Origin of the sequence: Streptomyces sp. OR43, from assembly GCF_008042275.1 — a bacterium.
Taxonomy (GTDB): Bacteria; Actinomycetota; Actinomycetes; order Streptomycetales; family Streptomycetaceae; genus Streptomyces.
On the sequence record NZ_RDBK01000043.1, the window covers coordinates 277854 to 303236 of the forward strand.

Here is a 25383-nt window from a genome sequence, read left to right on the forward strand (position 1 = left end):
GCTCCGACCGCCTCACCGGCCCGCCCCCGAGCAGGCCCGGCGGCGTCAAGGGGCCCGGGCCCGGAATAGCCGCCGGGTACCGCGCGGTCTCCCCGGCCGCCGGAACGGCCGCGCGAGGCGAGCCGTCCGGGCGCTGGCCGGCGCCCTCACCCGCCCCGCCGGTCCAGGCGCTGCGCCCGCCGCCCGCCGCCGCGGTGGCGGACCTTCCGTACACCGCGTACGAGCCCACGGCGCCCTACGCCCCCGCCCAGGAACCTCCGCACGTCTCCGGAGCCGCGACCGCCCCACTGCCCGCCGTCGGCGACACCGCACCGCTTCCGGGGCCGTTCTACCCGCCCCCGGCCGGCGAGCCCTGGACCGCACCCGCAGGAGACCGGCCGTGAACATCCCCCTCCCCGACGTACCGGAAGTGCGCGTCGTCGGCCTCCCCCAACTGACCAGCGGTTTCGACCTGGTGGAGCGGCTCGACCTCGGGATGCACCTGAAGGTGCACGGACCGCTGGAGCCGATGACCGGCGAACGTCTGGCGGAGCTCGCCGAGTCCATCTCGCTGACCGGCCGCGGCGGAGCCGGATTCCCCTTCGGCAGAAAACTGCGGGCCGTCGCCAAGGCGTCGATCCGGCGCGGGGTGCGGCCCGTCGTCGTGATCAACGGCAGCGAGGGCGAGCCCGCCTGCCGCAAGGACACGGTGCTCCTCAACCGCGCCCCGCACCTCATCCTGGACGGTGCCCTGCTGGCCGCGGAGGCGCTGGGCGCCCGCACCCTGATCGTCGCCGTCACCCGCAACTCCACGGAGATCTCGGTACGGTCCGCCCTCGCCGAGCGGGGTCTGTCCGACCGGCGCGGGCAGCCCCTGCGGGCCCGGGTGGTGCGTACGCCGGAACGCATGGTCTCCGGGGAGGCCTCGGCCGTCATCCGGGCCGCGTCCGGTGGCCCCGCCCTGCCACCGGGGCGCCGCGAACGGGCCGCGGAGTCGGGGGTCGGGGGCGCCCCGACCCTGTTGTCGAACGCGGAGACGTACGCTCAACTCGCCGTCGCCGCCCGCATGGGCGCCCGCCGCTACGGGAACACCGGGCTCCCCGACGAGCCGGGAACGGTACTCCTCACGCTCTCCGGCGCGGTCGCGCGTCCGATGGTCGTCGAGGTGCCCACGGGAGTGCCACTGCGGTACGTGCTCCAGCTGGCCGGAGCGCCCCCACTGCCGCAGGGCGTGCTGACCGGCGGCTATCACGGCAACTGGATCAGTGCGAACGCCCTGCACGACACCGTCGTCTCCCGTCAGTCGCTGGCCGCGGCGGGCGGGGCGCTGGGAGCGGGCGCGATCCTGCCGATCGGGCCGGAGACCTGTCCGCTCGGCGAGTCCCTGCGCGTGGCGAACTGGCTCGCCGCCGAGACCGCGGGCCAGTGCGGCCCGTGCAAGCTCGGGCTGCCGGCCGCCGCGGGCGGGCTCTCCGACGTGCTGAACGGGGGCGGGCCGGCCGCGTTGGAGGCACTGCGCGAGGTGACCCTGGCGGTGAAGGGACGGGGCGCCTGCAAGCACCCGGACGGTTCGGCGCGCTTCCTGTCCTCCACGCTCTCCACGTTCACCGACGATCTGGCCGCGCATGCGCTGGACGGCGGCTGCGGCCGCGAGACGCTCGGCGTCCTGCCGCTTCCCGCACCCGGTTACCAGGATGTGGAGGAGTCCATTCCCAGCGGCGAGAAGCTGGCCGTGGACTGGACGCTCTGCCGGGGCCACGGCCTGTGCGCCGACATCGTCCCGGAGTTGATCAGACTGGGCCCCGACGGCTATCCGGCCCTCGCGGACGCCGCGGTCCCGATGCATCTGCGGGGACGCGCCCAGCGTGCCGTACGCCGTTGTCCCGCCCTGGCGCTCCGGATCGAACAACCGGCTCCCGAGCGGCCCGTCCTGCCTCCGGGCAGCGGCCGCAAGGCCCTCGGCAGCGGCCGGAGTTGACCGGACACACAACGACTGGCGGGCCATCCGAATCGGATGGCCCGCCAGTCCTTCTTCACTGTGGAGCTAAGGAGAATTGAACTCCTGACCTCCTGCATGCCATGCAGGCGCTCTACCAACTGAGCTATAGCCCCGTGCTGCGCTGCCCGGTCTCCCGTGGCGACATCGAGAACATTACCGGTCACCCCGGCCGTCCACCAAATCGTTTCCGATCAGCCCCTCTCCGGCCGGTCACCGAGGCGGGTCAGGCGGTGGCGAAGGAGTAGAACCGCTTCAGCGTGCAGTGCTCCTCCAGCAGCCGTCCGTAGATCGGCTCCCCCTCGAGCTCCCGGTACGTCTCGATGGGGTCGCCCTTTATGACCAGCGCCCGTGCGCATTCCTCGCACCAGTACTGGTAGTCCACGTTGACCGGGTCCATGTCCCTGACGATGGGCGTACCGCTGCCGCACCAGTCGCATTTCCGCCTGTGTGCACCCATGGATCAGCTCCGGGTGCGGCCGCGGGCCGTGCACGGGGGGAGGACTCCGGTGTGGCCACCGGGCGTTCGGATCACCGGGGGACGCATCGGGACGGGCTCCGGGGGCAGGTCCGGGAGCTCGTGGCGGCTCGCAGGCATCGCACGCTCCTCCCCGTTCGGTCCGTCTCCCCCTCCGGCGGTCCGATTCTGCCATGAGCCCGCAAGGGGGGCAGCCCGCCGGAGATCCTCGGAGACCGCACCCGGGAACGAGAGGGATCACACCCTCGGACGGGAACAAACAAGGATCCCGCCCCCTGACGGGGACGGGATCCTGATTGTGGAGCTAAGGAGAATTGAACTCCTGACCTCCTGCATGCCATGCAGGCGCTCTACCAACTGAGCTATAGCCCCGCTGTCCGCTGTGTTTCCCTGCGTTTCCGCGCTGCGAACAAGAAGAACTTTAGCCTGTGACCAGCCGGAAAGTGAAATCCGGCCGGTGCCGCCCGAAGACGCCCTGCGAGCGCCGCCCGGGCACCCGGTCAGGCGTCGTCGCCGAGCACCGGTTCGGGCAGCGTGCCGGCGTTGTGCTCCAGCAGACGCCAGCCGCGGGCGCCCTCGCCCAGCACCGACCAGCAGCAGTTGGAGAGTCCGCCGAGCCCTTCCCAATGGTGCGCTTCCAGACCCAGCAGCCGGCCGATGGTGGTCCGGATGGTGCCACCGTGGCTGACGACGACGAGCGTGCCGTCGTCGGGCAGCTTGTCGGCGTGCGCGAGCACGACGGGGGCAGCCCTGTCGGCGACCTCGGTCTCCAGCTCACCGCCGCCGCGCCGTACGGGCTCGCCGCGCTTCCACGCCGCGTACTGCTCGCCGTACAGCCCCACGATCTCCTCATGGGTGAGGCCCTGCCAGGCGCCCGCATACGTCTCACGCAGTCCCGGATCGTGCGCGATGCCGTGCCCGGTGATCGCGGCGAGCTCGGCCGCCGTGGCCGCGGCCCGCCGCAGATCGGACGCGACGATCGCGTCCGGCTTCAGGGAGGCGAGCAGCCGGGCGGCCCGCCGGGCCTGCCCGACGCCTTCGTCGGTGAGCTCGATGTCCGTGGTGCCCTGGAACCGGCGTTCCAGGTTCCACGCCGTCTGGCCGTGGCGCCAGAGGACGATCCTGCGGCCCCTGCCGCTTCCGCTGCCGGTCAGCTCTGTTCACCTTCCGTGCCGCCGGTGAGCTGTGCGTGCTCCTCGGCCTTGCCGCGGGTCTTCACGGCATCCTCGGGAAGGGCGATCTCGGGGCAGTCCTTCCACAGGCGCTCCAGCGCGTAGAAGACGCGCTCCTCGCTGTGCTGGACGTGGATGACGATGTCGACGTAGTCGAGGAGGATCCAGCGGGCGTCGCGGTCGCCCTCACGGCGGACCGGCTTGGCGCCGAGCTTCTTCTGAAGCTGCTCCTCGATCTCGTCGACGATCGACTTGACCTGGCGGTCGTTGGGGGCCGAAGCCAGCAGGAAGGCGTCCGTGATCGACAGCACGTCGCTGACGTCGTACGCAATGATGTCGTGCGCGAGCCGGTCGGCGGCCGCCTGAGCGGCGGCGTTGATGAGCTCGATGGAGCGGTCCGTGGCGGTCACATGCAGGCTTTCGTCGGCGGTCAGATCAACCTCTAGGGTCTCACGGACCGCCGACAGCCCACGCAGTCATCTTTCGAAGCCGTCCAGAAGTCGTCGGGCGGCGCCCCAGAACGGGGCCGAAGCGAGTCCGAGGCGGGTCCGGGGCAGGTCCGGGAACGGCTTCGGGGCGGCTCCGGAAAGGACTCCGGAACCGCCCCGAACCTGACCGGCGCACCGGTCCGGCCGTACCGCAGGCCTACTTGATCTTGTAGTCCCCGCCGAGGACGACGGACACGTCCGCGTTGCCGGCCGGCTTGCCCTGCTTGACCGCGCTCGCCGGCAGCCCGAGGGTCGTGGCGACCTCGGCCGCCTTCTTCTTGTCCGCCGGATCCTTGTAGACGACCTCGGAGGAGGTCACGGCGTCCGACTTCCCGCTGTTGACGAAGGTGTAGCCGCCGTTGACCAGCTCGATCCGGGCGGACTCCGTACCGCGGTCGCTGCCCGTGGCGTTCTTGACGCCGACCCGCACCGCGGCGTCCGCGGCCGGGGCCTTGAACGAGCCGCCCAGGATGTCCTTGACCACACTCTCCGTGGCGGCCTCGGTCAGCGTGCCGTCTTCCTGCACGGGAAGCAGCGCGGTCTTGTAGTCGCCGATCTTGGCGTGCTCGGCGAGCTTGGCCAGGGAGGCGCCCAGGTCCTGCTCGGGCAGGGACGGGTCGAGGATCTGGGCCAGCGTCTGGACGGTGACCGTGGCCGCCTTCGGGTCGTCGGAGATCTTCCGCAGCACGCCGCGCATGACCTGTCCGAACCGCATCAGCTGCTTGGCCTCGGCCTCGTCGGGACCGCGGTACGTGGCGTACGCGACGGCCATCGGGCCGCTGAGGGTCTGCGCCTCGCCCTTCTTCACCAGGGGCGCGGCGCCCTTCTTGGCGTCGGGAACAGCGGTGTCCGTGTCGACCTCGATGTTGCCGACCAGGTCGACGAGGTTCTCCAGATACGGGGTGTCCAGCCGCCAGGTGCCGCTGATCTCGGTGCCGAGCAGGGCGTCGATGGACTCGCGGGTGCCGGACGTCCCGTCGTCCTCGACCGACTTGCCGAGCGTGGTGGTGGCGCCGTCCTCGTCGGAGACGGCCAGCGAGTTGGGCAGCAGGACGGTGGTGCCCTGCTTGGTGGTGACGTTGTCGACGAGCAGGGCCGTGGAGGTGCCGCCGGCCTTGGTGTTGTGGAGGTGGACCACGATGACGTCCCGCCGCTGCGGGCCGGTCGCCGTGGCGCTCTTCTCCTCCGACGCGGAGAGACCGGGAAGCTTGTCCGCCGACCACAGGTAGCCGACGCCGCCGACCACGACGAGGGCCGCGACGACGATCAGCGCGACCATCCGGTTGTGACCGCGACGGCGTGCCTCCTCGCGGCGTTCACTGCGGCTCTCGGTGAACTTCAGCCAGTCGATGACGTCTTCGGAGTCCTCGTCGGGCTCCTCGATGAAGGAGAACTGCTCCGTGCGGTAGTCGCGGTCTCCCCTGCGCGGCCCCGGGACGCCCGTCCCGGGCTCCGCGGCCTGCTCCGGTTCCGGCTCCCGCAGGGGCGGGGCGGGCGCGGCTTCGGGCGCCGGGGCCTGCTGCGGGATGCTCCACTGCTGGGTGGTGTCGACCGCGGCGGGCTGCTGGCCCGTGTCGTAGCCGTAGCCACCGTCGTAGCCGTACCCCTGCTGCGGAGGCTGCTGCGGGTGGTGCTGGGTGCCGTACGGGTCGTACTGCTGCGGGGGCGCGGCGGGCTGTTGCTGCTGGGCATACGGGTCGTAGCCGTATCCCTGACCTGCCTGCGGCGCCTGCTGCTGGGGCTGCTGGGCCTGGTGCGGCGCCTGGGGCTGCTGCTGGGCGTACGGGTCGTACGGCTGCTGCCCGGGCTGCTGGTACACCGGCTGCCCGTACTCGTCGTAGCCGACGATCTGCGGCTGCTGGTAGTACGGGTCGTACGGCTGCTGTCGGTCGTTCACCGGTGCCCCTCTCCGTGGCTCATTCGCCGCGGTACAGCTGGCGCTTGTCGATGTAGCGGACCACACCGTCCGGTACCAGGTACCAGACCGGCTCCCCCTGGGCGACCCTCGCACGGCAGTCCGTGGAGGAGATGGCCAGCGCGGGGACCTCCACGAGGGAGACGCCCCCCTCCGGCAGCCCGTCGTCCGTGAGCACGTGCCCCGGCCGCGTCACACCGATGAAGTGGGACAACGAGAAGAGCTCGGCGGCGTCCCTCCAGGTGAGGATCTGGGAGAGGGCGTCGGCGCCCGTGATGAAGAAGAGGTCCGCGTCGCCGTGGACCTCGCGCAGGTCCCGCAGGGTGTCGATCGTGTACGTCGGGCCCTTGCGGTCGACGTCGCTCCGGCTGACCGAGAACTGGGGGTTGGACGCCGTCGCGATGACGGTCATCAGATAGCGGTCCTCGGCCGGGGAGACCTCCTTGTGGCTCTTCTGCCACGGCTGCCCGGTCGGAACGAAGATCACCTCGTCGAGGTGGAACTGGGCGGCCACTTCACTGGCCGCCACCAGGTGTCCATGATGGATCGGGTCAAACGTCCCGCCCATCACGCCGAGTCGGCGCTTTCCGCGGCCGGTAGGCACTTCCTGCTCTCCCATGCGTGCAGAGCCTACTGGCACAGCTGTACGCCTCGGCCTCAGCGGTCGCGGTTGAAGCGCGTGGTGATCCACAGAAGGAGGAGAAGCGCGACAAACGCACCGCCACCGGTGAGGAGCGGGCTGAGACTTTCGTGGTTTCCACCGTGCTCGCCCTCGGCGGCGACGGTGACCAGCTGGTGTGCGGTGCTCGTGAGGCTCATCTTCGGCAGGACCTATCGATCGGGAGTCGGAGGGAAGACGTCGCGGACATCGTATGCGGGTGCCCCGGGCACGCTCACGCCGACTCAGTCGTTGTGGTCGTCGTTGCGGTATCCGCGCAGCAGGAACCAGGCGAGCAGGGCCGCTCCGACGAGCGAGGCGATCAGGACGATGCGGATCGTGTTGCCCGGCCCCTGGTCCTCGGATGCGGCAGCGAGCAGAGCAACGGTGTGCGGCATGTCGGGCGTCTCCTCAGTTGTCCACAGCCCCCCGCACACCGTAGCCCCAGCACCTACGCTGGGATTTGTCAGGGGGCGAGCAGAGTCTCGTACGAACAGGGGGCCCATTCATGACCGACGGCAGCCACGAGAGCCAAGGCCAGGTGCCGAGCAGGCAGCGCAGGCGATTCCCCGGGATCTCCTCCCGGGCGTACGAACACCCGGCGGACCGCTCGGCCCTGGTGGCGCTGCGCAAGCTGAGCGGTTTCGACACCGTCTTCAAGGCACTGAGCGGACTGCTGCCGGAGCGCAGTCTGCGACTGCTCTTCCTGTCGGACTCCGTCCGGGTGAGCGACGCGCAGTTCAGCCATCTCAACGACATGCTGCGGGACGCCTGTTACATCCTGGACCTGGAGAAGGTCCCGCCGATGTACGTCAGCCAGAACCCGCAGCCGAACGCCATGTGCATCGGTCTGGACGAGCCGATCATCGTGGTGACAACGGGCCTGGTCGAGCTGCTCGACGAGGAGGAGATGCGGGCGGTCGTCGGCCATGAGGTGGGACACGCCCTCTCCGGTCACGCCGTGTACCGCACGATCCTGCTCTTCCTCACCAACCTCGCCCTCAAGGTGGCCTGGATCCCCCTCGGCAACGTCGCGATCATGGCGATCGTCACTGCGCTGCGCGAGTGGTTCCGCAAGTCCGAGCTGTCCGCCGACCGGGCCGGGCTGCTGGTCGGCCAGGATCTGCGGGCCTCGATGCGCGGGCTGATGAAGATCGCCGGCGGCAACCACCTCCACGAGATGAACGTGGACGCGTTCCTCGCCCAGGCCGACGAGTACGAGAAGGCCGGCGATCTGCGCGATTCCGTCCTCAAGATCCTGAACGTGCTCCCCCGTTCGCACCCGTTCACCACGGTGCGCGCGGCCGAGCTGAAGAAGTGGTCCGAGACCCGCGACTACCAGCGGATCATGGACGGCCACTACCCGCGGCGCGACGAGGACAAGGACACCTCGGTGACGGACGCGTTCAAGGAGTCCGCCTCGCACTACGCCGATTCGGTGCGCAGCAGCAAGGACCCGCTGATGAAGCTGGTCGGCGACATAGCGGGCGGCGCCGGTGACCTGGGCGGCAAGCTCCGCGACAAGTTCACCGGCGCGGGCGGCGGCAAGGGTGCCGGGACGCCCGGGGGCGACGCTACGGACGGCCCACAGGAGTCCCGGAGGCCTGAGGACCCTGAGGGCCCGTCCGGCCCCGGGGCGGCGGGGAGCTGATCTCCAGGGTCCCGCACAGCGCCCCGGTGGGCCAGCCCGTCGCGTACGGGTCGGTGCCCACCGGGCCGCGGGCCACCGCCCGCTCGCCCGCGCGCAGCGGCCGCAGGTCACCGGTGGTCTCGTCCGGGCAGGACTGCGGGCCGGCCTGGACATAGCTGGACCGCACCTCCAGCCGGTGCAGCCGCAGATCGTCCCGGTCGAACCGGAAGCGCATCTCGCGCCGTACGGTGAACAGCGAGGCGCCGCCCGCCCGTTGGGGCCCGGAGACGGCCGGGTGAAGCACATAGGCGAAGGTGTGGTCCGACACCACCTCCAGGGCGTCGGCCCCCGTCTCGGCATACCGCAGGGTGCCCCGGACCCGGATCTCCGGATCGGGGGTGACCTCGGCCGGGTCGAATCGCACCAGCCAGCCGGTCGCCGCGTGCTGACCGTCGTCGTGCGGGGTGTCCATGCTCTGTTCGAACTGCTCCATCTGGTCCGGATCGAGGAGCGACTCCACGGGCCGTACCGCGTTCCCGCCGAGGACGTCGAGGTCGAGGGAGGAGGCCATCAGATAGTCCCTGGCGGTGACCACGGCGGTGTACACCTGACTGTCGGAGAAGTTGTCCGTCCGCCGGGTCACCGGAAGGCTGATGCCCGCAGCCCCTTTCGGGAACGAGGCGGCGGGGCTGCTCGCGAAGAGGCCCGCCGGGGTACCGGCGGGCACGGCGCCGCGCGGGGCCAGCGGGACGACGGTCATCCGCAGCGGCTCGGCCCGTCTCGTGACGGGGTTCGGGTAGGGGTGGCGGAAGCCCATGAAGACGGCCGCGCCGAAGGCCAGGGCGATCAGGACAACCAGGGCGAGCGCGGCCCGTGAGCCATTGCGGACGGACCGGCCCGGCAGGCTCCGCACGGCGCGGGCGTGCTCCCCCATGCGCTCCTGGGCGGAGAACTCCTGCAACCGGGCAGCCCGCACGAATGACTCGTCGAAGACGAGTGAGCGGTACTCGTCCTCGCTGCCGCTCGCCCCGTTCTCCGACGGGCCTTCGGGTGGATCTCCGCGGTCTGCCATGACTTCTCCCGACTCCACGCCACCGACCGGGACCGAAACGGTGCGCCCCTTCCGGCCGGAAAGCTCCGGACAGGGTCTGTCCGTCATGCGTGGGCATGCGCGGACAAGTGAGAAGCCCCCTCTTCGAACGGGTGAGGGGTCATATCTTCAGAGTAGGTCTATTGCGACGGAGGTAAACGCGGTGACGGGCGGGAACTGCCGCGGGGTTCCCCCGGTCGGGCGGATCCGGGCCGAGGAATCGTCAGCGGCCCGGGGACCGTTACCGGCCGGGAGAGCGTCACCGGTCAGGGAAGCCTCACCGGCCGGGGACCGTCACCGGCCGCGGAAGCGTCGGGGCCAGGTGCGGGCGGGAACCTCGGTGGCCGGGTCCGGCGGGCGCTTCTGCGGCTCAGGGCGTGCGCGGGACGGCGGAGACCATCGGGCGGGAGTAGCCGTCCGCGGCGGACGGGGCCGCGGTGGGCCCGGGCGCGCTGTCCACGCCGCTGGTCGCCGGGGGCGGAACCTGGTCCTGGCGGTCGCCCGAGGTATTGCGGAAGACGGCGCTGAAGGCCAGCGCGACCATGCCGACGCCCATCAGCAGTGCGAGCAGCCAGGCCACCGGCCTGTGCCAGCGAGCGGCTCCCCGGTAGGGGCGCAGGGCACCGCCGTGACGCCCGTAGGGGCCGCTGACGGGGTAGTCGTCGTCCTCGTCGAGCGGGTCGTAGCCGGGCCCGTAGGTGCCGCCCGGCCCGTAGCCGTCGTCGTAGAGGTCATCGTCCAGCGGGCCACCGCCGGCCCGGGTGCGGAAGGCGTCGGCCTCGGCGCGCGCCTCGGCGGCGGCCAACAGCCGCTCGACCGCGGTCGGTTCATGGAACTCGGCTGCCTGGACGAAGTCCTCGTCGAACACCACGGAGGCGAAGTCCTCGTCCGCGCCCCCGCGGTCGTCGTCGGGCTCCCAGCCGTTCGGGAACGGCCTGCCCCCCACGTCGTCCGGCACAGCTTCAGCCTAGACCCGCGGGATGGTTTTGGGCAGGGAGACGGCACATTCGCCGCATCGCACCGGTCACCTCACATGGCCGTCGCCGGTCACGATGTACTTCGTGGACGTCAGCTCCGGGAGCCCCATCGGGCCCCTGGCGTGCAGCTTCTGGGTGGAGATACCGATCTCCGCGCCGAAGCCGAACTGGCCGCCGTCCGTGAACCGCGTCGAGGCGTTCACGGCCACCGTCGTCGAATCCACCAACTGGGTGAAACGGCGCGCCGCGGCCTGGGAGGTCGTCACGATCGCCTCGGTGTGGCCGGAGGACCAGAGCCGGATGTGCGCCACGGCCGCGTCCAGCGACTCCACGACGGCCGCCGCGATGTCGTACGAGAGGTACTCGGTCTCCCAGTCCTCCGCCGTCGCCGCCACCACGGTGGCCTTGGTGCCCTCCGCGTACTCCAGGACCCGCTCGTCGCCGTGCACGGTCACGCCGGCCTCGGCGAGGGCGTCCAGGGCTCGCGGCAGGAACGCGCCGGCGACGTCCTTGTGGACCAGGAGCGTCTCCGCGGCGTTGCAGACGCTCGGGCGCTGCGCCTTGGAGTTGACCAGGATGGCGACGGCCATGTCGAGGTCGGTCTGCGCGTCCACGTACACATGGCAGTTGCCGGTACCGGTCTCGATCACCGGGACGGTGGACTCCTCGACGACGGTGCGGATCAGCGAGGCGCCGCCGCGCGGGATGAGCACGTCGACCAGGCCGCGCGCCCGCATGAGCTCGCGTACGGAGTCACGGTTCTCGCCGGGCACCAGCTGGATCGCGTCGGCCGGCAGACCGGAGCCGCCGACCGCGTCACGCAGCACCCGCACGAGCGCGCTGTTGGAGGCGTGGGCGGAGGACGAACCCCGCAGCAGCACGGCGTTGCCCGACTTCAGACAGAGGGCCGCGGCGTCCACCGTCACGTTGGGCCGTGCCTCGTAGATGATCCCGACGACGCCGAGGGGCACCCGGACCTGGCGCAGGTCGATGCCGTTGGGCAGGGTCGAGCCGCGCACCACCTCGCCGACCGGGTCGGGCAGCGCCGCCACGTCCCGTACATCGGCCGCGATGGCGCGGATCCGCTCGGGGGTGAGGGTGAGCCGGTCGACGACCGACTCGCTGGTCCCGGCCTCGCGGGCGCGCGCCACGTCCTCGGCGTTGGCCGCGAGGATGTCGCTGGTCCGCACTTCGAGCGCGTCCGCGATCGCCAGCAGTGCGTCGTCCTTCGCCGCGCGCGGAAGTGGCGCGATGTCGGCGGCGGCGGAGCGGGCCCGGTAGGCGGCCTGGGCGACCGGGGACATGTTGTCGTACGGCGAAAGCGTGGTCATGCCCGCAGGGTAATGCGCACGCTGCGGGCATCTGTCACGTATCCCGTGATGCGAGACGGCCGTCCGGGGGACGGCCGGTCAGTACGGGTGCACGCCGACCGGGGCGGCCGGGGGCGGCCCGTACCCCTCGGCGACGCGCTGGTGGTACGTCTCGCGGTCGATGACCTCCAGGCCGACGATCTCCCAGGGCGGCAGCCCCGCGCTGGAGCGGTGCTCTCCCCACAGCCGCAGGGCCACCGCCGCCGCGTCGTGCAGGTCGCGGGCCTCTTCCCAGTAACGGACTTCCGCGTGGTCGTTGGCGTAGCGGCTGGTCAGCAGGAAGGGGTGGTCGTGCGCGAGCTGTTCGAGGCCGCGTCTGACCTCCTTCAGCGGAATCTCGGTGCCGGAGACGCAGAGCGTGATGTGCCACAGCTTCGAGGCGTTGCGTTCCTGGCCGGCTGAGGCCGGTTCGGGCCCGGTCCGTTCGTCTCTCCGGTCCGCGGACCTGCTCGTGTCGAAGCCGATCCCTGCTCCGACGCTGGTCAGGGCGCGGCCACCCGTTCCTCGGGGCGGCGCCCCCGGGCGCGCTCGTCTCACCGGCGGCCTCCTGTGAATGTGTTGCTGTGCTGAAACCCGCAGTGTCCCTGCTACAAAGTGGACCAGTCCGCGGCCCGGCTTGGGGCGGTTTTCGTGAAGGTCTCTGCCCGAAGGCTGGACTTTCAGCCGTTTCAGGGGTTCGTCAGGTGTCGAGAACGACAAGATCGTCCCTGTGTACGACCTCGCGTTCGTAGGCGGGACCGAGTTCGCGGGCCAGGTCACGGGTGGAGCGTCCGAGGAGCTGCGGGATCTCCTTGGCGTCGAAGTTGACGAGGCCGCGGGCCACCGGCCGGCCCCGCAGATCGCGCAGCTCCACCGGGTCCCCCGCGGTGAACTCGCCCTCGACCGCGGCGATCCCGGCCGGCAGCAGCGAGCTGTGGCGCTCGACGACCGCCTGCACGGCCCCGTCGTCCAGGGTCAGCGACCCCTGCGGGGTGGAGGCGTGGGCGAGCCACAGCAGCCGGTCCGCCGAGCGGCGTCCGGTGCGGTGGAAGTAGGTGCCCGTGTCACGGCCGGCCAGCGCGTCGGCCGCGTGGCTCGCGGAGGTCAGGACGACCGGGACGCCGGCCGCGGTGGCGATCCGGGCGGCCTCGACCTTGGTGACCATGCCGCCGGTGCCGACACCCGCCTTGCCGGCGCTCCCGATGCTGACCCCGGCCAGATCGGCGGGGCCGGCGACCTCGGCGATGCGGGTGGTCCCGGGGATGCTCGGATCGCCGTCGTAGAGGCCGTCCACGTCGGAGAGCAGGATCAGCAGGTCGGCGCGGACCAGATGCGCGACGAGCGCGGCGAGCCGGTCGTTGTCGCCGAAGCGGATCTCGTCCGTGGCGACCGTGTCGTTCTCGTTGACGATCGGCAGCGCGCCCATGTCCAGCAGCTGGTCCAGGGTCCGGTAGGCATTGCGGTAATGGGCGCGGCGGCTGGTGTCGTTGCTGGTGAGCAGGACCTGGCCGACACGGACGCCGTAGCGGGCGAAGGAGGCGGTGTAGCGGGCGACGAGCAGCCCCTGGCCGACGCTGGCCGCGGCCTGCTGCCTGGCCAGGTCCTTGGGCCTGCGGTGCAGTCCGAGCGGGGCGAGTCCGGCCGCGATGGCGCCGCTGGAGACGAGGACGACCTCGCGCTCGCCGCCGCTGCGCACCTTGGCGAGGACGTCGACGAGTGCGTCGACCCGGTCGGCGTCGAGACCTCCCGCGGCGGTGGTGAGAGAGGAGGAACCGACCTTGACGACGATCCTGCGGGCCTCCGTGACGCCCTGCCTGGCCCCTGACACGTGCATCCCCCATGGTTCGCCTCGCTGGACCCCGCAATCTACGCGAGCACGGGAATCGGCGCCTTCGTGTTCCGCACCGTGGACCCCGCTTCGTCCGCATCCGTACCGTTCCGTATCCGTTCCGCCCTGCGACTCGTTGCAGGGGTGGCGGCTCCACCGCCGAAGACCCGGCGAGTTCCAGGAACAGGACGTGATCGCATGCGCCAGCTCTCCATCCCCGGGGCCTGGGTGCACGAGCCCCAGGTCATCCCCGACTCCCGCGGAAGCTTCCATGAGTGGTTCAGGGCCTCGGATCTCGGGGAGGCCGAGGGCCATGGGCTGGGGCTCGCGCAGGCCAACTTCTCCACCTCGCGCCGGGGCACGCTGCGTGGGATCCACTTCGCCGACGTGCCGCCGGGTCAGGCGAAGTACGTGAAGTGCGTACGGGGCGCGGTACTCGACGTGATCGTGGACGTCCGGGCCGGCTCGCGTACGTACGGACGGTGGGAGGCGGTCCGTCTCGATGACACCGATCACCGGGCGGTCTACATCGCCGAGGGGCTCGGTCACGCCTTCATGGCGCTGACGGACGACGCGGGCGTCCTCTACCTCTGCTCCGAGGGCTATGCGCCCGGGCGTGAGCGCGGCATCGATCCGCTCGATCCTGAGCTGGGCATCGAGTGGCCCGCGGACATCGTGCCGCTGCTGTCCGGGAAGGACGCCGCGGCGCCCACGCTCGCCGAGGCGGGGCAGCTGGGGCTGCTTCCCTCGTACGCGGAGTGCGAGGCGTACTACGCGCGGCTGCGGGCGGGAGAACCCGCGCTCAGCCCGGCCGGCCGCTGATCAGCGGGCGCTCTGCGGCGAGCAGGGCCGAGAACGCCTCGTCCAGGGCGGCGCGCCAGTCCCGGACGGGTTCGATCCCGGCCGCGGCGAACCGGTGGTGGGCGAGCACGCTGTACGCGGGCCGGGGGGCCGGGCGGGGGTACGCGTCGCTGGTGGTGGGCCGGACCCGGGCGGGGTCCGCGCCGAGCAGCCGGAAGATCTCCCGGGCGAAGCCGCACCAGGTCGTCTCGCCGGAGCTGGTGCCGTGGTAGACGCCCGCCGGGGCGGTGCCCTCCAGCGCGGCCCGTCCGAGCCGGACCAGCCGCGCGGCCAGGTCGACGGTCCAGGTGGGCTGTCCGCGCTGGTCGTCCACCACGTCGAGGGTGTCCTTGATGCCCTCCAGCCGGATCATCGTGCGGACGAAGTTGGCGCCGCCCGCGCCGTAGAGCCAGGCGGTGCGCACCACGTAGCCGGTGTCGGGGAGCGTCTCCAGGACGGCGCCGTGCTCGCGGCAGGCCGCCGCCAGGACGGCGGGCCCGGTGCCGTTGATCCGCAGGGCCGCGTCCTCCTGCTGCTCGGCGTCGTCGACGGCGGTCCAGGCCGCGCAGTTGACCACGACGGCGGGCCGGTGGGTGGCGAACATGTCGCGGACGCGGCCGGGGTCGGCGATGTCCAGGGCCGTGCGGTCCGCGGCGACGGCGGTGACGTCCTCGTGGGCGAGCGCGGCCACGAGGTCCTGTCCGAGCATGCCCGCGGCGCCGGTGACCAGCCAGCGCGCGCTCACAGGGCGGCCCTCTCCTTGAGCGGCTCCCACCAGGAGCGGTTGTCGCGGTACCAGCGCACGGTCTCGGCGAGCCCGGTACGGAAGTCCTTGCGGGGCTCGTAACCGAGCTCCTCGCGGATCCGGGTGCAGTCGACGGAGTAGCGCCGGTCGTGGCCCTTGCGGTCCTCGACGTGGATGACGTCGGTGTCCCAGTCGGCGTCGCACGCCTCCAGGAGCAGCCGGGTGAGCTCCTTGTTGGAGAGCTCGGTGCCGCCGCCGATGTTGTAGACCTGGCCCGCGCGGCCCTTGGTGCGGACGAGCTCGATGCCCTGGACGTGGTCGTCGATGTGCAGCCAGTCGCGGACGTGGGCGCCGTCGCCGTAGAGCGGGACCGGCCTGCCCTCCAGCAGGTGGGTGACGAAGAGCGGGATGACCTTCTCGGGGAAGTGGTGGTGCCCGTAGTTGTTGGAGCAGCGGGTCACCCGCACGTCGAGTCCGTGGGTGCGGTGGTAGGACAGCGCGACCAGGTCACTCGACGCCTTGGAGGCGGAGTACGGGGAGTTGGGCGCGAGCGGTTCGCTCTCGCTCCAGGAGCCTTCGTCGATCGATCCGTAGACCTCGTCGGTGGAGATGTGCACGAAGGTCCGCACGCCCGCCAGGTGCGCGGCGTGGACGAGGGTGTGGGTGCCCAGGACGTTCGTACGCACGAACTCGGCGCCGCCGTCGATGGAGCGGTCCACATGGGATTCGGCGGCGAAGTGCACCACCTGGTCGTGCCCGGCCATCAGGCCGTCGGCCAGTTCCGCGTCACAGATGTCGCCCTGGACGAACGAGAAGCCGGGGTGGCCGCGCACGGCGTCGAGGTTGGCCGGGTTTCCCGCGTACGTGAGCTTGTCGAGCACGGTCACGGCCACGTCGCCGGGGCCGTCCGGGCCCAGCAGCGTACGGACGTAGTGGGAGCCGATGAAGCCGGCGCCGCCGGTCACCAGGAGGCGGGTCGTCATGAGGAGATCTGCACCTTGCTGTGGTCGCCGAGGACGAGTCGGTGGGCGGAGGGGCTCCGGGGCGCGGGGGTCACCTCGACCTCGTGGCCGATGAGGGAGGCCTCGACGCGGCGGACGCCGTCGATGGAGGCACCGCGCAGGACGATGGAGTACTCGATCTCGCTGTCCTCGATCCGGCAGTCGTGGGCGACCGAGGTGAACGGTCCCACGTAGGCGTCGCTGATCACCGAGCGGGCGCCGATGATGGCGGGGCCGACGATCCGGCTGCGGGTGACCCTGGCTCCGGGCTCGATCCGGACCCGGCCGATGATCTCGCTCTCGTCGTCGACGTGGGCGCCGCGCGTGCAGGGCTCGACGGTCTCCAGCACGGTGCGGTTGACCTCCAGCATGTCGGTGACGTTGCCGGTGTCCTTCCAGTATCCGCGGATCGTGGTGGAGCGGACGTCCCGCTCCTGGTCGATCAGCCACTGGATGGCGTGGGTGATCTCCAGCTCGCCGCGCCAGGACGGGCGGATGGAGCGGACGGCCTCGTGGATGACCTTGGTGAAGAGGTAGACGCCGACGAGCGCCATGTCGCTCTTGGGCTCCTTCGGCTTCTCCTCCAGGGCCACGACCCTGCCGTCCCCGTCGAGTTCGGCGACGCCGAAGGCGGTCGGGTCGGGCACTTGGGTCAGCAGGATCTGGGCGTCGGGCCGGTCCGCGCAGAAGCCCTCGACCAGTCCGGCGATCCCGCCGACGATGAAGTTGTCGCCGAGGTACATGACGAAGTCGTCTTCGCCCAGGAAGCGCTGGGCGATCAGGACCGCGTGGGCGAGGCCGAGCGGTTCGGACTGCGGGATGTAGGTGACGTCGATCCCGAACCGGGATCCGTCGCCGACCGCCGCCCGGATCTCCTCCTCGGTGTCGCCCACGATGATGCCGACGTCGGTGATGCCCGCTTCCGCGATGGCTTCGAGCCCGTAGAACAGCACCGGTTTGTTCGCCACCGGGACCAGTTGTTTGGCCGAGGTATGAGTGATGGGACGAAGCCGGGTGCCTGCCCCACCGGAAAGTACGAGAGCCTTCACTGATCTGCCCCACGATGAGTCGGCGGTCCTGTCGCAGCTGCGACCTACCGGGTGACCTTAGTCAGGTCCGCGCGCTCATCCGCGGCGAAACAGCTCCGCCGACCCGCTTAGCGACTCGTCCGGAGGAAAAGCGGCGGCCCCCCGTAACCATTCCGCCTCGTTTCGCTCCTGTCGGTTCACGAAATGCGTCACACCGGCGTGTGGCGTCGAACTCGATATCGAATTCTCCGCAATTCGCTTTACCCCGCGGCCAAAGGCCCCACGGGCTTTCGTTCGGATCATGCCGGGCCGCGCGAGCCCGGCACGACCCGAACGACGGACCTAGGTGTATTGCCCTGTGAGGTTGGGGACGCGGCTGGCGGGTGGTTTGCCGGCGAGCGCGGTGTGGCCGCGGTGGTGATTGTAGGAGTGGAGCCAGTGGGGGAAGGCGTCGCGTCGTTCGTGTTCTGATCGGTAGGGCTTTGCGTAGGCCCATTCGTCGAGCAGGGTGCGGTTGAGGCGTTCGACCTTGCCGTTGGTCTGTGGCCGGTAGGGCCGGGTTCGCTTGTGGGTGATCCCGGCCGCCGTCAGGGTCTCTCGCCAGAGGTAGGACTTGTAGCAGGCGCCGTTGTCGGTCAGGACCCGTGTCCGCCATCCCGGCCTCGCCCAGGGCCCGGTAGCGGCCGGCCCACCGCTGGGCGGTGGTCGGGGAGACCTGGAATCGTTCCGCGGCCCGGCGAAGCGGCCAGCCGTCCTCGACCACACAGCGGGCCAGCCGCAGCCGTCCGGTCTCGGTCAGGGGTGCATTACGGTGGGGCACGAGGGCCTTTCTGGTCGGTGTAGACGTCGCAATCCACACCGAACCCGGAAGGCCCTCACCCGTTCAAGATCCCTCAGTCGAGACCTGCATCACCCGTCCACAACCTCCCGGGACAGAACACCTAGTAGCTCCGCTACGAGACCATTGCCGCGCCTTGCGATCGCACGCACCAGACGCCGCCGGGCCCGCCCTTCGGGCGGACGGCGCTACTTTCACAACACGCCCTAGGGGTGGCGCAGGCGCCAGCCCTGCCAGGCGGACTCGATCATCTCGTCGACGCCGTACCGGGCCGACCAGCCCAGTTCCGCGCGGATGCGGTCCGCGCCCGCGACCACGCGAGCCGGGTCGCCGGCGCGGCGGGGCGCCACCTCGGGGGTGATGTCCCCGTGGTCCGTCGCCTTGAGGATGCGGTCGACCATCTCGCGCACCGAGCTGCCCTCGCCGCGGCCGATGTTCAGCGTGAGGTCCGTGCCGGGCTCGGCCTCCTCCAGCCGGCGGGCGGCGGCGAGGTGGGCGGAGGCGATGTCCTCCACGTGGATGTAGTCGCGGACGCAGGTGCCGTCGGGCGTCGCGTAGTCGTCGCCGAAGATCCGCGGGCCCTCGCCGGCCTCCAGCCGCTCGAAGACCATCGGGATGAGGTTGAACACGCCGGCGTCGGCGAGCTCCGGCGAGGCCGCACCGGCGACGTTGAAGTAGCGCAGGGACGCGCAGCGCAGTCCGTGGGCCCGGGCGGCGGCGTGGATCAGCCATTCGCCGACGAGCTTGGTCTCCCCGTACGGGCTCATCGGCGCGCAGGGGGTGTCCTCCGTGACGAGGTCCACGTCGGGCATGCCGTAGACGGCGGCCGACGAGGAGAACACCAGCCGGTCGACTCCCGCCGCGACCATGCTCTCCAGCAGCACCTCCAGACCGGTCACGTTCTCCCGGTAGTAATAGAGGGGGCGCTCGACGGACTCGCCGACCTGCTTCTTGCCTGCGACATGCACCACACCCGTCACGGTGTGGTCACGGATCGCGGCGTCCAGGGCCTGCCGGTCCAGCACGCTGCCGGTGACCAGGGGCACACCGTCGGGCACGCTCGCCGCGGTCCCCGTGGAAAGGTCGTCGTACACGACCACCCGCAGTCCGCCGGCGAGCATCGCCCGCACGACGTGCGCACCTATGTATCCGGCCCCACCCGTAACCATCCAGGTCATTCTGTGCGTCTCTCCCTCTGTACATGGTGCTGCCGTGCGCCATCCGCCGACAGGTTCACCTTACGTGCACGCAAAACCGAATCAGACAAATAGTCGTCAACCGTATTATCGTGCGACATGAAGCCGTGCATGGTCTGACACCCGGGGAACACCACGGGTGAAGCCGGGCAGTCATGGATGAAGCCGGGGCAAACACAAGGCCACGGCGGGTGGATGTCGATCAATTACGCTGTTCAGGTGCTCAGGCCCTCCCCCACGATTCCGCGGTGCGAATCGGTGCCTGCGCACAGACCCTGCAGACAGCTCTCTGGACTGGTGAAGGATGCCTCGACTGACACTCATCGTGCCTGCGTACAACGTGCAGGCGTATGTTCGGGAGTGCCTCGACTCCGTGCTGCAGCAGGACTTCACCGACTTCGAGGTCGTCGCCGTGGACGACTGCTCGCCGGACGGCTCCGGCGCCGTCCTCGACGAGTACGCGGAGCGCGACCCCCGGGTGCGCGTACTCCACCTCGGCGAGAACGCGGGGCCCGGCCACGCCCGTAACGCCGGGATGGACGTGGCGACCGGCGACTATCTGCTCTTCCTCGACGGTGACGACACGCTGGCACCCGGCTCGCTGAGCGGCATCGCCGGACGCCTGGACGCGACCGACGGCCCCGACATCCTGGTCTACGACTACGCGCACAGCTTCTGGGACGGCCGGCTGCAGCCCGGCAAGCGGGCGGACCTCCTCGGCGGCACCGAGCCCGCCGTGTTTGCCCTGTCGGAGCGGCCCGCGCTGCTCGGTCTGCCGCGATTCGCCTGGAACAAGGCCTACCGTCGCGATTTCGTCGAGGCGCACGGATTCCGCTTCCCGTCGGGGCACTACGAGGACGTCCCCTGGACGTACACCACCCTGGTCACGGCGGAAAGCATCGCGCTGCTCGACCGCGTCTGCGTGCTCCACCGGCAGCGACGCGAGGGCGGAAACACCCTCGGCGCGGCCGGCCGCGGGCCTTTCGATGTATGCGACCAGTACGACCGCGTATTCACCTATCTGGACGAGCATCCGGAATTCGATTCCTGGCGCCCCGCCCTTTTCCGCACCATGGTCGACCACTACCTCACGGTGCTGGAGAAGCCGGGCCGCCTCCCCAGGAATGCCCGGGCCGAATTCTTCCACCGCGCGGCCGCCGACTACAACCGCCGGCTGCCCGAGGGATTCGAACGTCCGGGCGGTGCCCGCGGTTACCAGTACGCGATGCTCGGCAGGGACTCCTATCCGGCGATGACCGGTGTTACGCGGGCGAACCAGGTGCGTACACGGACCCGGGCGAGCAACACCCGGCGCATCAGCCGGGCCAAGCGGGCCGCGATGCGGATGATCTACCAGTCCCAGCTGCGGCTGCCCCTGGACGAGAACCTCGCGGTCTTCTCCGCCTACTGGGGCCGCGGCTACGCGTGCAACCCCGCGGCCATCGACGCGGAACTGGCCCGCCTGGCCCCGCACATCCGCCGGGTCTGGACCGTGCGCGCCGAGCATGTGAGCCGGGTGCCCAAGGGTGTCGAGGTGGCCGTCGTCGGCTCCCGCGAGTACTGGACGGCGCTGGCCCGCGGCACGTACTTCATCAACAACGTGAACTTCGCGGACTCGCTGATCAAGCGCCCGGGCCAGATCCACCTGCAGACCCATCACGGCACCCCGCTGAAGACGATGGGCCTCGACCAGGCCGACTACCCGGCCTCCACGAACATGGACATGGCGGACCTGCTCAGGCGCTGCGACCGCTGGGACTACAGCGTCACGTCCAATCGCCACTCCACCACCGTGTGGGAGCGGGTCTACCCGTGTTCCTACACCTCGCTGGAGACGGGCTACCCGCGCAACGACGTCCTGATCAACGCGGGCGCCGGAGAGGTCGCGCGGGCCCGCCGCGAGCTCGGTGCGGCGGACGGTTCCACGGTCTTCCTGTACACGCCGACCCACCGCGAGTACCAGAAGGAGTTCTCGCCCCGGATCGACCTCGCGAAGCTGGCCGAGGAACTGGGCCCGGACGTCACCCTGCTGGTGCGCGGCCACTACTTCTACAAGCCCACCGGCAGGCTTGCCGAGCTCCAGGCCAGCGGCCGGGTGATCGACGTCTCCGCGCACCCGTGCGTGGAGGAGCTCTACCTCGCGGCCGACGCCATGATCACCGACTACTCGTCGGCCATGTTCGACTACGCCAACCTCGACCGGCCGATCGTGATCTTCGCGGACGACTGGGAGACCTACAAGGTCGTCCGGGGCACCTACTTCGACCTGATGGCCGAGCCTCCCGGGGCCGTTGCCACCACCCAGGCGCAGCTCACCGATATCCTCCGCTCCGACGAGTGGCGGAGCGAGGAGTCCGCGGCTCTGCGGGACACGTTCCGTAAGCGCTTCTGCGACTTCGACGACGGCCGTGCGGCCGAGCGCGTCGTGCGCACCGTGTTCCTCGGCGAAGAGGAACCACTCCCCGTCACACCGCTTGCCGAGCGCACTCCGGCACCTTCCCCAACCCAGGCGCTCGAACTGGTCGAGCGGGTCTGACCCGAAAGGAATGCCGAAAAACATGACCCCCCGGCTCAGTGTCATCGTGCCCGTGTACAACGTCGAGGAGTACCTCGAGGCCTGCCTCGACTCGGTGGAGGCACAGACCTTCAGCGACCTGGAAGTCGTCATGGTCGACGACGGCTCCACCGACGGCTCGGCTGCGATAGCCGCCGCCTTCGCCGAGCGCGACCCGCGCTTCCGGCTGGTGACGAAGGAGAACGGCGGCCTCGGCTCGGCCCGCAACGCGGGTCTGGCCGACATGGCGCCGGAGAGCGAGTACTTCGCCTTCCTCGACAGCGATGACGTCATCCCGCCGGACGCCTACCGCATGATGGTCGCCAGTCTCGACGACACCGGTTCCGACTTCGCCACCGGCAACGTGTTCCACGTCAAGGGCGAGCGGTCCTGGCAGGTGCCGCTCCTGAAGATGCTGGCCGGCGAGGCCCGCAAGCGCACCCATATCTCCGAGTACCCCAAGCTCGTCGCGGACCGCATCTCCTGCAACAAGGTCTGGCGCCGCACCTTCTGGGAGAAGAACGGCTTCGCGTTCCCCGAGGGCGTGCTCTACGAGGACAGCGCCGTGGTGCTGCGTGCCCACTACCTGGCCGACGCCATCGACCTGATCGGCGAGCCCGTCTACTACTGGCGGCAGCGCGAGGGCGAGGCCGCCCCGTCGATCACCCAGCGCCGCACCGACCCGCAGGGCGTCCGCGACCGGGTCGCCGCCTGTGAGTCCGTGACCCAGTTCCTCGCCGACCGCCCCGGCCCCCAGTGGGCCCAGTTCAAGCGGGAGTACGACGCCCGCGTGCTCCGGGACGACCTGCGCATCTTCCTCAACGTCGTGCCGGACGGCGACGGCGAGTACCGCGAGGCCTTCCTCGTGGCCGCCAACCGCTACCTCGACCAGGTCGACCCGCAGGTCCTGGACGAGCTGCCCGCCGTGCTGCGCGTGCAGTACGCGCTGGTGCGCCGCGGCGCGATCTCCGAGCTGATCGACCTCCTCGCCGACCAGCGGCGCCGTGAGCCGGTCGAGGTCAGCGGCTTCCTGCGCAAGTACGCCGGATTCAAGGCCCTGGACCGCAGCGATGTCACGCTCTCCCGCAAGACCCTGCGCATCGACAAGGACCTGGAGCTCAGGACCCCGCTGGTCGGTGTGGAGTGGCAGAAGGGCAAGCTGCTGCTGACCGGCGATGCCTGGATAGACAAGATCGACATCCCGAACCGGCGCAGCACCGCCAAGTTCATCCAGATCAAGAAGGGCGGTTCCCGCCGCCGCCTGATCTTCCCCGCGAAGAACGTCTTCCGCCCGGGCCGCACGTCGGACACGTGGCAGAAGCGCTACAACTACGACTGGTCCGGCTGGGAGTTCTCCTTCGACCCCGCCAAGCTCCGCCACAACGGGCAGTGGGAGGAGGGCATCTGGCACATCGGCGTGATCGTCATGAGCTCCGGTCTCCTGCGCCGCCGGGGCATCCAGTCGAACGGCGGCAGTGCCGCCAACTTCCCGCCCTACCAGTGGCTCGACAAGAACTTCCGGATGCTGCCGAGCGTCGAGGGCGCCGCGCTCAAGCTGCGCATCGAGCGGGTCGACGCGCTGGTGACCGGCCGGGAGCTGGACGGCGACCGGGTCGTGGTCCGGGGCGAGATCCGTACCCCGCTGGCAAGCGGCGAGAGCGTCACCCTTCAGGTCTCCAACCAGTCCAGCGGTGACGTCCGGCGCTACCCGGTCACGGTTGACGACGAGCGCAACGGCGCCCACGCCTTCCGCGTCGAGGTTCCGCTCGCCGACGTCGCCCTGGTCACCGCCGAGAGCACTGACGGCCACGCCCAGCCCCGGGTCCGCAACTGGTCCACCGCCCTGATGGTCTCCGGACCCGACGAGACCGCGGAACCGCGCCGGCTGAGCCCCGTCGTCCAGGAGGGCATCGAGGACGCCCGCTTCCAGCTGCCCGCGAGCCTGGGCCGGCAGGCGGGCCGTCACGAGCTGGCGGTCATCGCCGGTCACAACGGCTACCTCAAGTTCCGCGGCCAGACCGAGCGTGCCGTGATGACGAAGGTGAGCGAGCGGGACGGCAAGCTCGTCCTGTCCGGTCACGCGCCGGCTCACCTGGTCGGGTCCGAGCTGCTGCTGAAGGCCAAGGGCCGGTTCGACGAGCGCCTGGTTCCCGTCGACTGGACCGCCGACGGCACGTACGAGACGGCCTTCGACCCCTCGACGCTGGGCGGCGGCGCCCAGGGCACGATCCCGCTCAAGGCCGGCCGGTGGAACTTCTTCCTCCGCCAGGCCGACGGTCCGGACGTCGAGTTCGTCATCGACCGGCTCGCCTCGGACCAGTTCCCGCTGCACACCACGCTGAGGGGCCGCCGGTACTGGCTCGAGGCCCGCTGGCACGACTTCCCGCAGCTCAACTGCCGTTCGGAGCTGGCCGATGTGGAGCGCGGGCCGTTCCGCCAGGCACAGTTGCGCCGTGAGGTGTACGAGGCCAAGTGTCTGGAGCCGCTGCGCGACCAGGTGTTCTACCTGAGCTACAACGGCAAGCAGTACTCGGACAGCCCGCGTGCCATGCACGAGGAGCTGGTGCGCCGGGGCGCCGACCTCAAGCACCTGTGGGCGGTCCGCGACGGCCAGGTGGAGCTGCCGCCGACGGCCGAGAAGGTCCGTATGTGGGGCACCGAGTGGTTCGACGCGCTGGCCTCCAGCAAGTACATCGTGACCAACGCGCACCTTCCCGAGTGGGTCGTCCGGCGTCCGGGACAGGTCATCGTCCAGACCTGGCACGGCACGATGCTCAAGAAGATCGGTCATGACATCGACACGCTCCACTTCGACAAGGAGTACCAGAAGCGTCTGGAGCTCGAAGCGAAGAACTGGAGCATGCTCGTCTCCTCCAACCGCTTCAGCACACCGATCCTGAAGCGGGCCTTCTCCTACGACGGAGAGATCCTGGAGGCCGGCTATCCGCGCAACGACTACCTGTACTCCGACGAGCGGGTCAAGCTCGCCGAGGAGATCAGGAAGCGGATCGGGCTGCCCGAGGGCAAGAAGGTCGTGCTGTACGCACCGACGTGGCGCGACGACCAGTCGCACCGGGCCGGTCAGTACTCCTTCGACCTCCGGCTCGACCTGGAGGACGCCCGCCGCCGCCTCGGCGACGACCACGTCCTGCTGATCCGGCGCCACTCCAACGTCGTCGACCAGGTGCCCGGTGCCGGTAACGGCTTCGTCTGGGACGTCTCCGAGTACCCGGACATCGCCGATCTGTACCTGGCGTCCGACATCATGATCACCGACTACTCGTCCGTGATGTTCGACTACGCCCACCTCAAGCGGCCGATGCTCTTCTTCACGTACGACCTGGAGCACTACCGCGACACGCTGCGCGGCTTCTACTTCGACTTCGAGAAGGACTCGCCCGGCCCGCTGGTCCGTACGTCCTCCGAGCTGATCGACTCGATCCGCGACATCGACACGGTGTGGCCCGAGTACGGCGAGCGCTTCGAGCGCTTCCACCACCTGTTCTGCGACCTGGACGACGGCCACGCCTCGCAGCGTGTCGTGGACCGCATGATCGAGCAGGCGACGGACCTCACCGAGGAGAAGTAGCCGCACACGCCGAAGGGGCGGGCCCGGAGATC

21 protein-coding genes, 2 tRNA genes and 3 pseudogenes are annotated in these 25383 nt (G+C 70.4%); 6 read left to right on the forward strand and 20 right to left on the reverse strand.

Translation table 11 applies throughout. The features are described from left to right. Both EAO72_RS43185 and EAO72_RS19680 read left to right on the forward strand, forming a co-directional pair. A pseudogene (locus tag EAO72_RS43185) lies at positions 1 to 383 on the forward strand (hypothetical protein); the annotation flags it as partial. Next, on the forward strand, positions 380 to 1957 hold the full coding sequence (locus EAO72_RS19680; RefSeq protein ID WP_148018646.1) for an NADH-quinone oxidoreductase subunit NuoF family protein: 1578 nt from the start codon (positions 380 to 382) through the stop codon (positions 1955 to 1957). The pseudogene EAO72_RS43185 and the gene EAO72_RS19680, both read left to right, overlap by 4 nt. A 61-nt stretch (positions 1958 to 2018) precedes the next feature. On the opposite strand, the gene EAO72_RS19685 is transcribed toward EAO72_RS19680, so the two are convergent. From EAO72_RS19685 to EAO72_RS42080, 9 genes are all read right to left on the reverse strand, one after another. Next, positions 2019 to 2091, reverse strand: a tRNA-Ala gene (locus tag EAO72_RS19685). A 110-nt stretch (positions 2092 to 2201) separates the two neighbouring features. Beyond that, on the reverse strand, positions 2202 to 2435 hold the full coding sequence (locus tag EAO72_RS19690; protein ID WP_148018647.1) for a hypothetical protein: 234 nt from the start codon (positions 2433 to 2435) through the stop codon (positions 2202 to 2204). 317 nt (positions 2436 to 2752) lie between these two features. Next, positions 2753 to 2825 (reverse strand) — tRNA-Ala (locus tag EAO72_RS19695). 128 nt (positions 2826 to 2953) lie between these two features. Further along, entirely contained in the window at positions 2954 to 3607 is a 654-nt protein-coding gene (locus tag EAO72_RS19700) for a histidine phosphatase family protein (RefSeq protein WP_148018648.1), read from the reverse strand. After that, positions 3604 to 4035, reverse strand: coding sequence for a ribosome silencing factor (rsfS, locus tag EAO72_RS19705; protein WP_148018649.1), 432 nt, complete (start codon positions 4033 to 4035; stop codon positions 3604 to 3606). The genes EAO72_RS19700 and rsfS overlap by 4 nt, the downstream gene beginning before the upstream one ends. A gap of 235 nt (positions 4036 to 4270) precedes the next feature. Next, positions 4271 to 6010, reverse strand: a complete 1740-nt coding sequence (locus EAO72_RS19710; RefSeq protein ID WP_148018650.1) for an LCP family protein — start codon at positions 6008 to 6010, stop codon at positions 4271 to 4273. Between the two features lie 19 nt (positions 6011 to 6029). Continuing rightward, a complete protein-coding gene (gene nadD, locus EAO72_RS19715; protein WP_148018651.1) occupies positions 6030 to 6647 on the reverse strand; it encodes a nicotinate-nucleotide adenylyltransferase in 618 nt (205 codons plus the stop codon). Positions 6648 to 6685: 38 nt separating this feature from the next. Further along, positions 6686 to 6847, reverse strand: a complete 162-nt coding sequence (locus tag EAO72_RS42075) for a hypothetical protein (RefSeq protein WP_187285139.1) — start codon at positions 6845 to 6847, stop codon at positions 6686 to 6688. Between the two features lie 84 nt (positions 6848 to 6931). Beyond that, complete coding sequence (locus EAO72_RS42080; RefSeq protein ID WP_187285140.1) at positions 6932 to 7084, reverse strand: hypothetical protein; 153 nt, start codon at positions 7082 to 7084, stop codon at positions 6932 to 6934. 110 nt (positions 7085 to 7194) lie between these two features. Here EAO72_RS42080 and EAO72_RS19720 point away from each other — a divergent pair, with 110 nt between their 5' ends. Then, positions 7195 to 8337 carry a M48 family metallopeptidase gene (locus EAO72_RS19720; RefSeq protein ID WP_148018652.1) on the forward strand — a complete coding sequence of 381 codons (1143 nt, stop codon included), beginning with the start codon at positions 7195 to 7197 and terminating at the stop codon, positions 8335 to 8337. Here EAO72_RS19720 and EAO72_RS19725 read toward each other — a convergent pair. The 5 genes from EAO72_RS19725 to proB form a co-directional block, all read right to left on the reverse strand. Beyond that, entirely contained in the window at positions 8261 to 9388 is a 1128-nt protein-coding gene (locus tag EAO72_RS19725) for an SCO2583 family membrane protein (RefSeq protein WP_148018653.1), read from the reverse strand. The genes EAO72_RS19720 and EAO72_RS19725 overlap by 77 nt on opposite strands. 388 nt (positions 9389 to 9776) lie before the next feature. Further along, positions 9777 to 10364 (reverse strand): SCO2584 family spore wall biosynthesis protein, encoded by a 588-nt coding sequence (locus tag EAO72_RS19730; RefSeq protein ID WP_148018654.1) that lies wholly within the window; start codon positions 10362 to 10364, stop codon positions 9777 to 9779. Between the two features lie 66 nt (positions 10365 to 10430). Continuing rightward, entirely contained in the window at positions 10431 to 11714 is a 1284-nt protein-coding gene (locus tag EAO72_RS19735) for a glutamate-5-semialdehyde dehydrogenase (RefSeq protein ID WP_148018655.1), read from the reverse strand. A gap of 78 nt (positions 11715 to 11792) precedes the next feature. Further along, positions 11793 to 12290 (reverse strand): hypothetical protein, encoded by a 498-nt coding sequence (locus EAO72_RS19740; protein WP_148018656.1) that lies wholly within the window; start codon positions 12288 to 12290, stop codon positions 11793 to 11795. A 142-nt stretch (positions 12291 to 12432) separates the two neighbouring features. Next, positions 12433 to 13560: a glutamate 5-kinase gene (proB, locus tag EAO72_RS19745; RefSeq protein WP_261991580.1), complete on the reverse strand. Its 1128-nt coding sequence runs from the start codon at positions 13558 to 13560 to the stop codon at positions 12433 to 12435. 198 nt (positions 13561 to 13758) lie between these two features. Between proB and rfbC the strand changes: the two genes are divergently transcribed. Further along, complete coding sequence (gene rfbC / locus EAO72_RS19750; RefSeq protein ID WP_148018658.1) at positions 13759 to 14382, forward strand: dTDP-4-dehydrorhamnose 3,5-epimerase; 624 nt, start codon at positions 13759 to 13761, stop codon at positions 14380 to 14382. Here rfbC and EAO72_RS19755 read toward each other — a convergent pair. The 6 genes and pseudogenes from EAO72_RS19755 to galE form a co-directional block, all read right to left on the reverse strand. After that, entirely contained in the window at positions 14363 to 15109 is a 747-nt protein-coding gene (locus tag EAO72_RS19755; RefSeq protein ID WP_261991786.1) for an SDR family oxidoreductase, read from the reverse strand. The two genes, rfbC and EAO72_RS19755, sit on opposite strands and share 20 nt — an antisense overlap. Positions 15110 to 15141: 32 nt before the next feature. Then, positions 15142 to 16128 carry a dTDP-glucose 4,6-dehydratase gene (gene rfbB, locus EAO72_RS19760; protein ID WP_148018660.1) on the reverse strand — a complete coding sequence of 329 codons (987 nt, stop codon included), beginning with the start codon at positions 16126 to 16128 and terminating at the stop codon, positions 15142 to 15144. Continuing rightward, positions 16125 to 17195: a glucose-1-phosphate thymidylyltransferase gene (locus EAO72_RS19765; RefSeq protein WP_148018661.1), complete on the reverse strand. Its 1071-nt coding sequence runs from the start codon at positions 17193 to 17195 to the stop codon at positions 16125 to 16127. The genes rfbB and EAO72_RS19765 overlap by 4 nt, the downstream gene beginning before the upstream one ends. 321 nt (positions 17196 to 17516) lie before the next feature. After that, positions 17517 to 17819 (reverse strand): annotated as a pseudogene (locus EAO72_RS44310) (integrase core domain-containing protein); the annotation flags it as partial. A gap of 55 nt (positions 17820 to 17874) precedes the next feature. Beyond that, a pseudogene (locus EAO72_RS44315) lies at positions 17875 to 18033 on the reverse strand (hypothetical protein); the annotation flags it as partial. 185 nt (positions 18034 to 18218) lie between these two features. Continuing rightward, complete coding sequence (galE, locus tag EAO72_RS19775; RefSeq protein ID WP_148018662.1) at positions 18219 to 19190, reverse strand: UDP-glucose 4-epimerase GalE; 972 nt, start codon at positions 19188 to 19190, stop codon at positions 18219 to 18221. A gap of 322 nt (positions 19191 to 19512) precedes the next feature. Here galE and EAO72_RS19780 point away from each other — a divergent pair, with 322 nt between their 5' ends. Beyond that, entirely contained in the window at positions 19513 to 21744 is a 2232-nt protein-coding gene (locus tag EAO72_RS19780; protein ID WP_148018663.1) for a bifunctional glycosyltransferase/CDP-glycerol:glycerophosphate glycerophosphotransferase, read from the forward strand. 22 nt (positions 21745 to 21766) lie between these two features. Beyond that, positions 21767 to 25351, forward strand: a complete 3585-nt coding sequence (locus EAO72_RS19785; protein WP_148018664.1) for a bifunctional glycosyltransferase/CDP-glycerol:glycerophosphate glycerophosphotransferase — start codon at positions 21767 to 21769, stop codon at positions 25349 to 25351. The last annotated feature ends 32 nt before the right edge of the window (positions 25352 to 25383 follow it).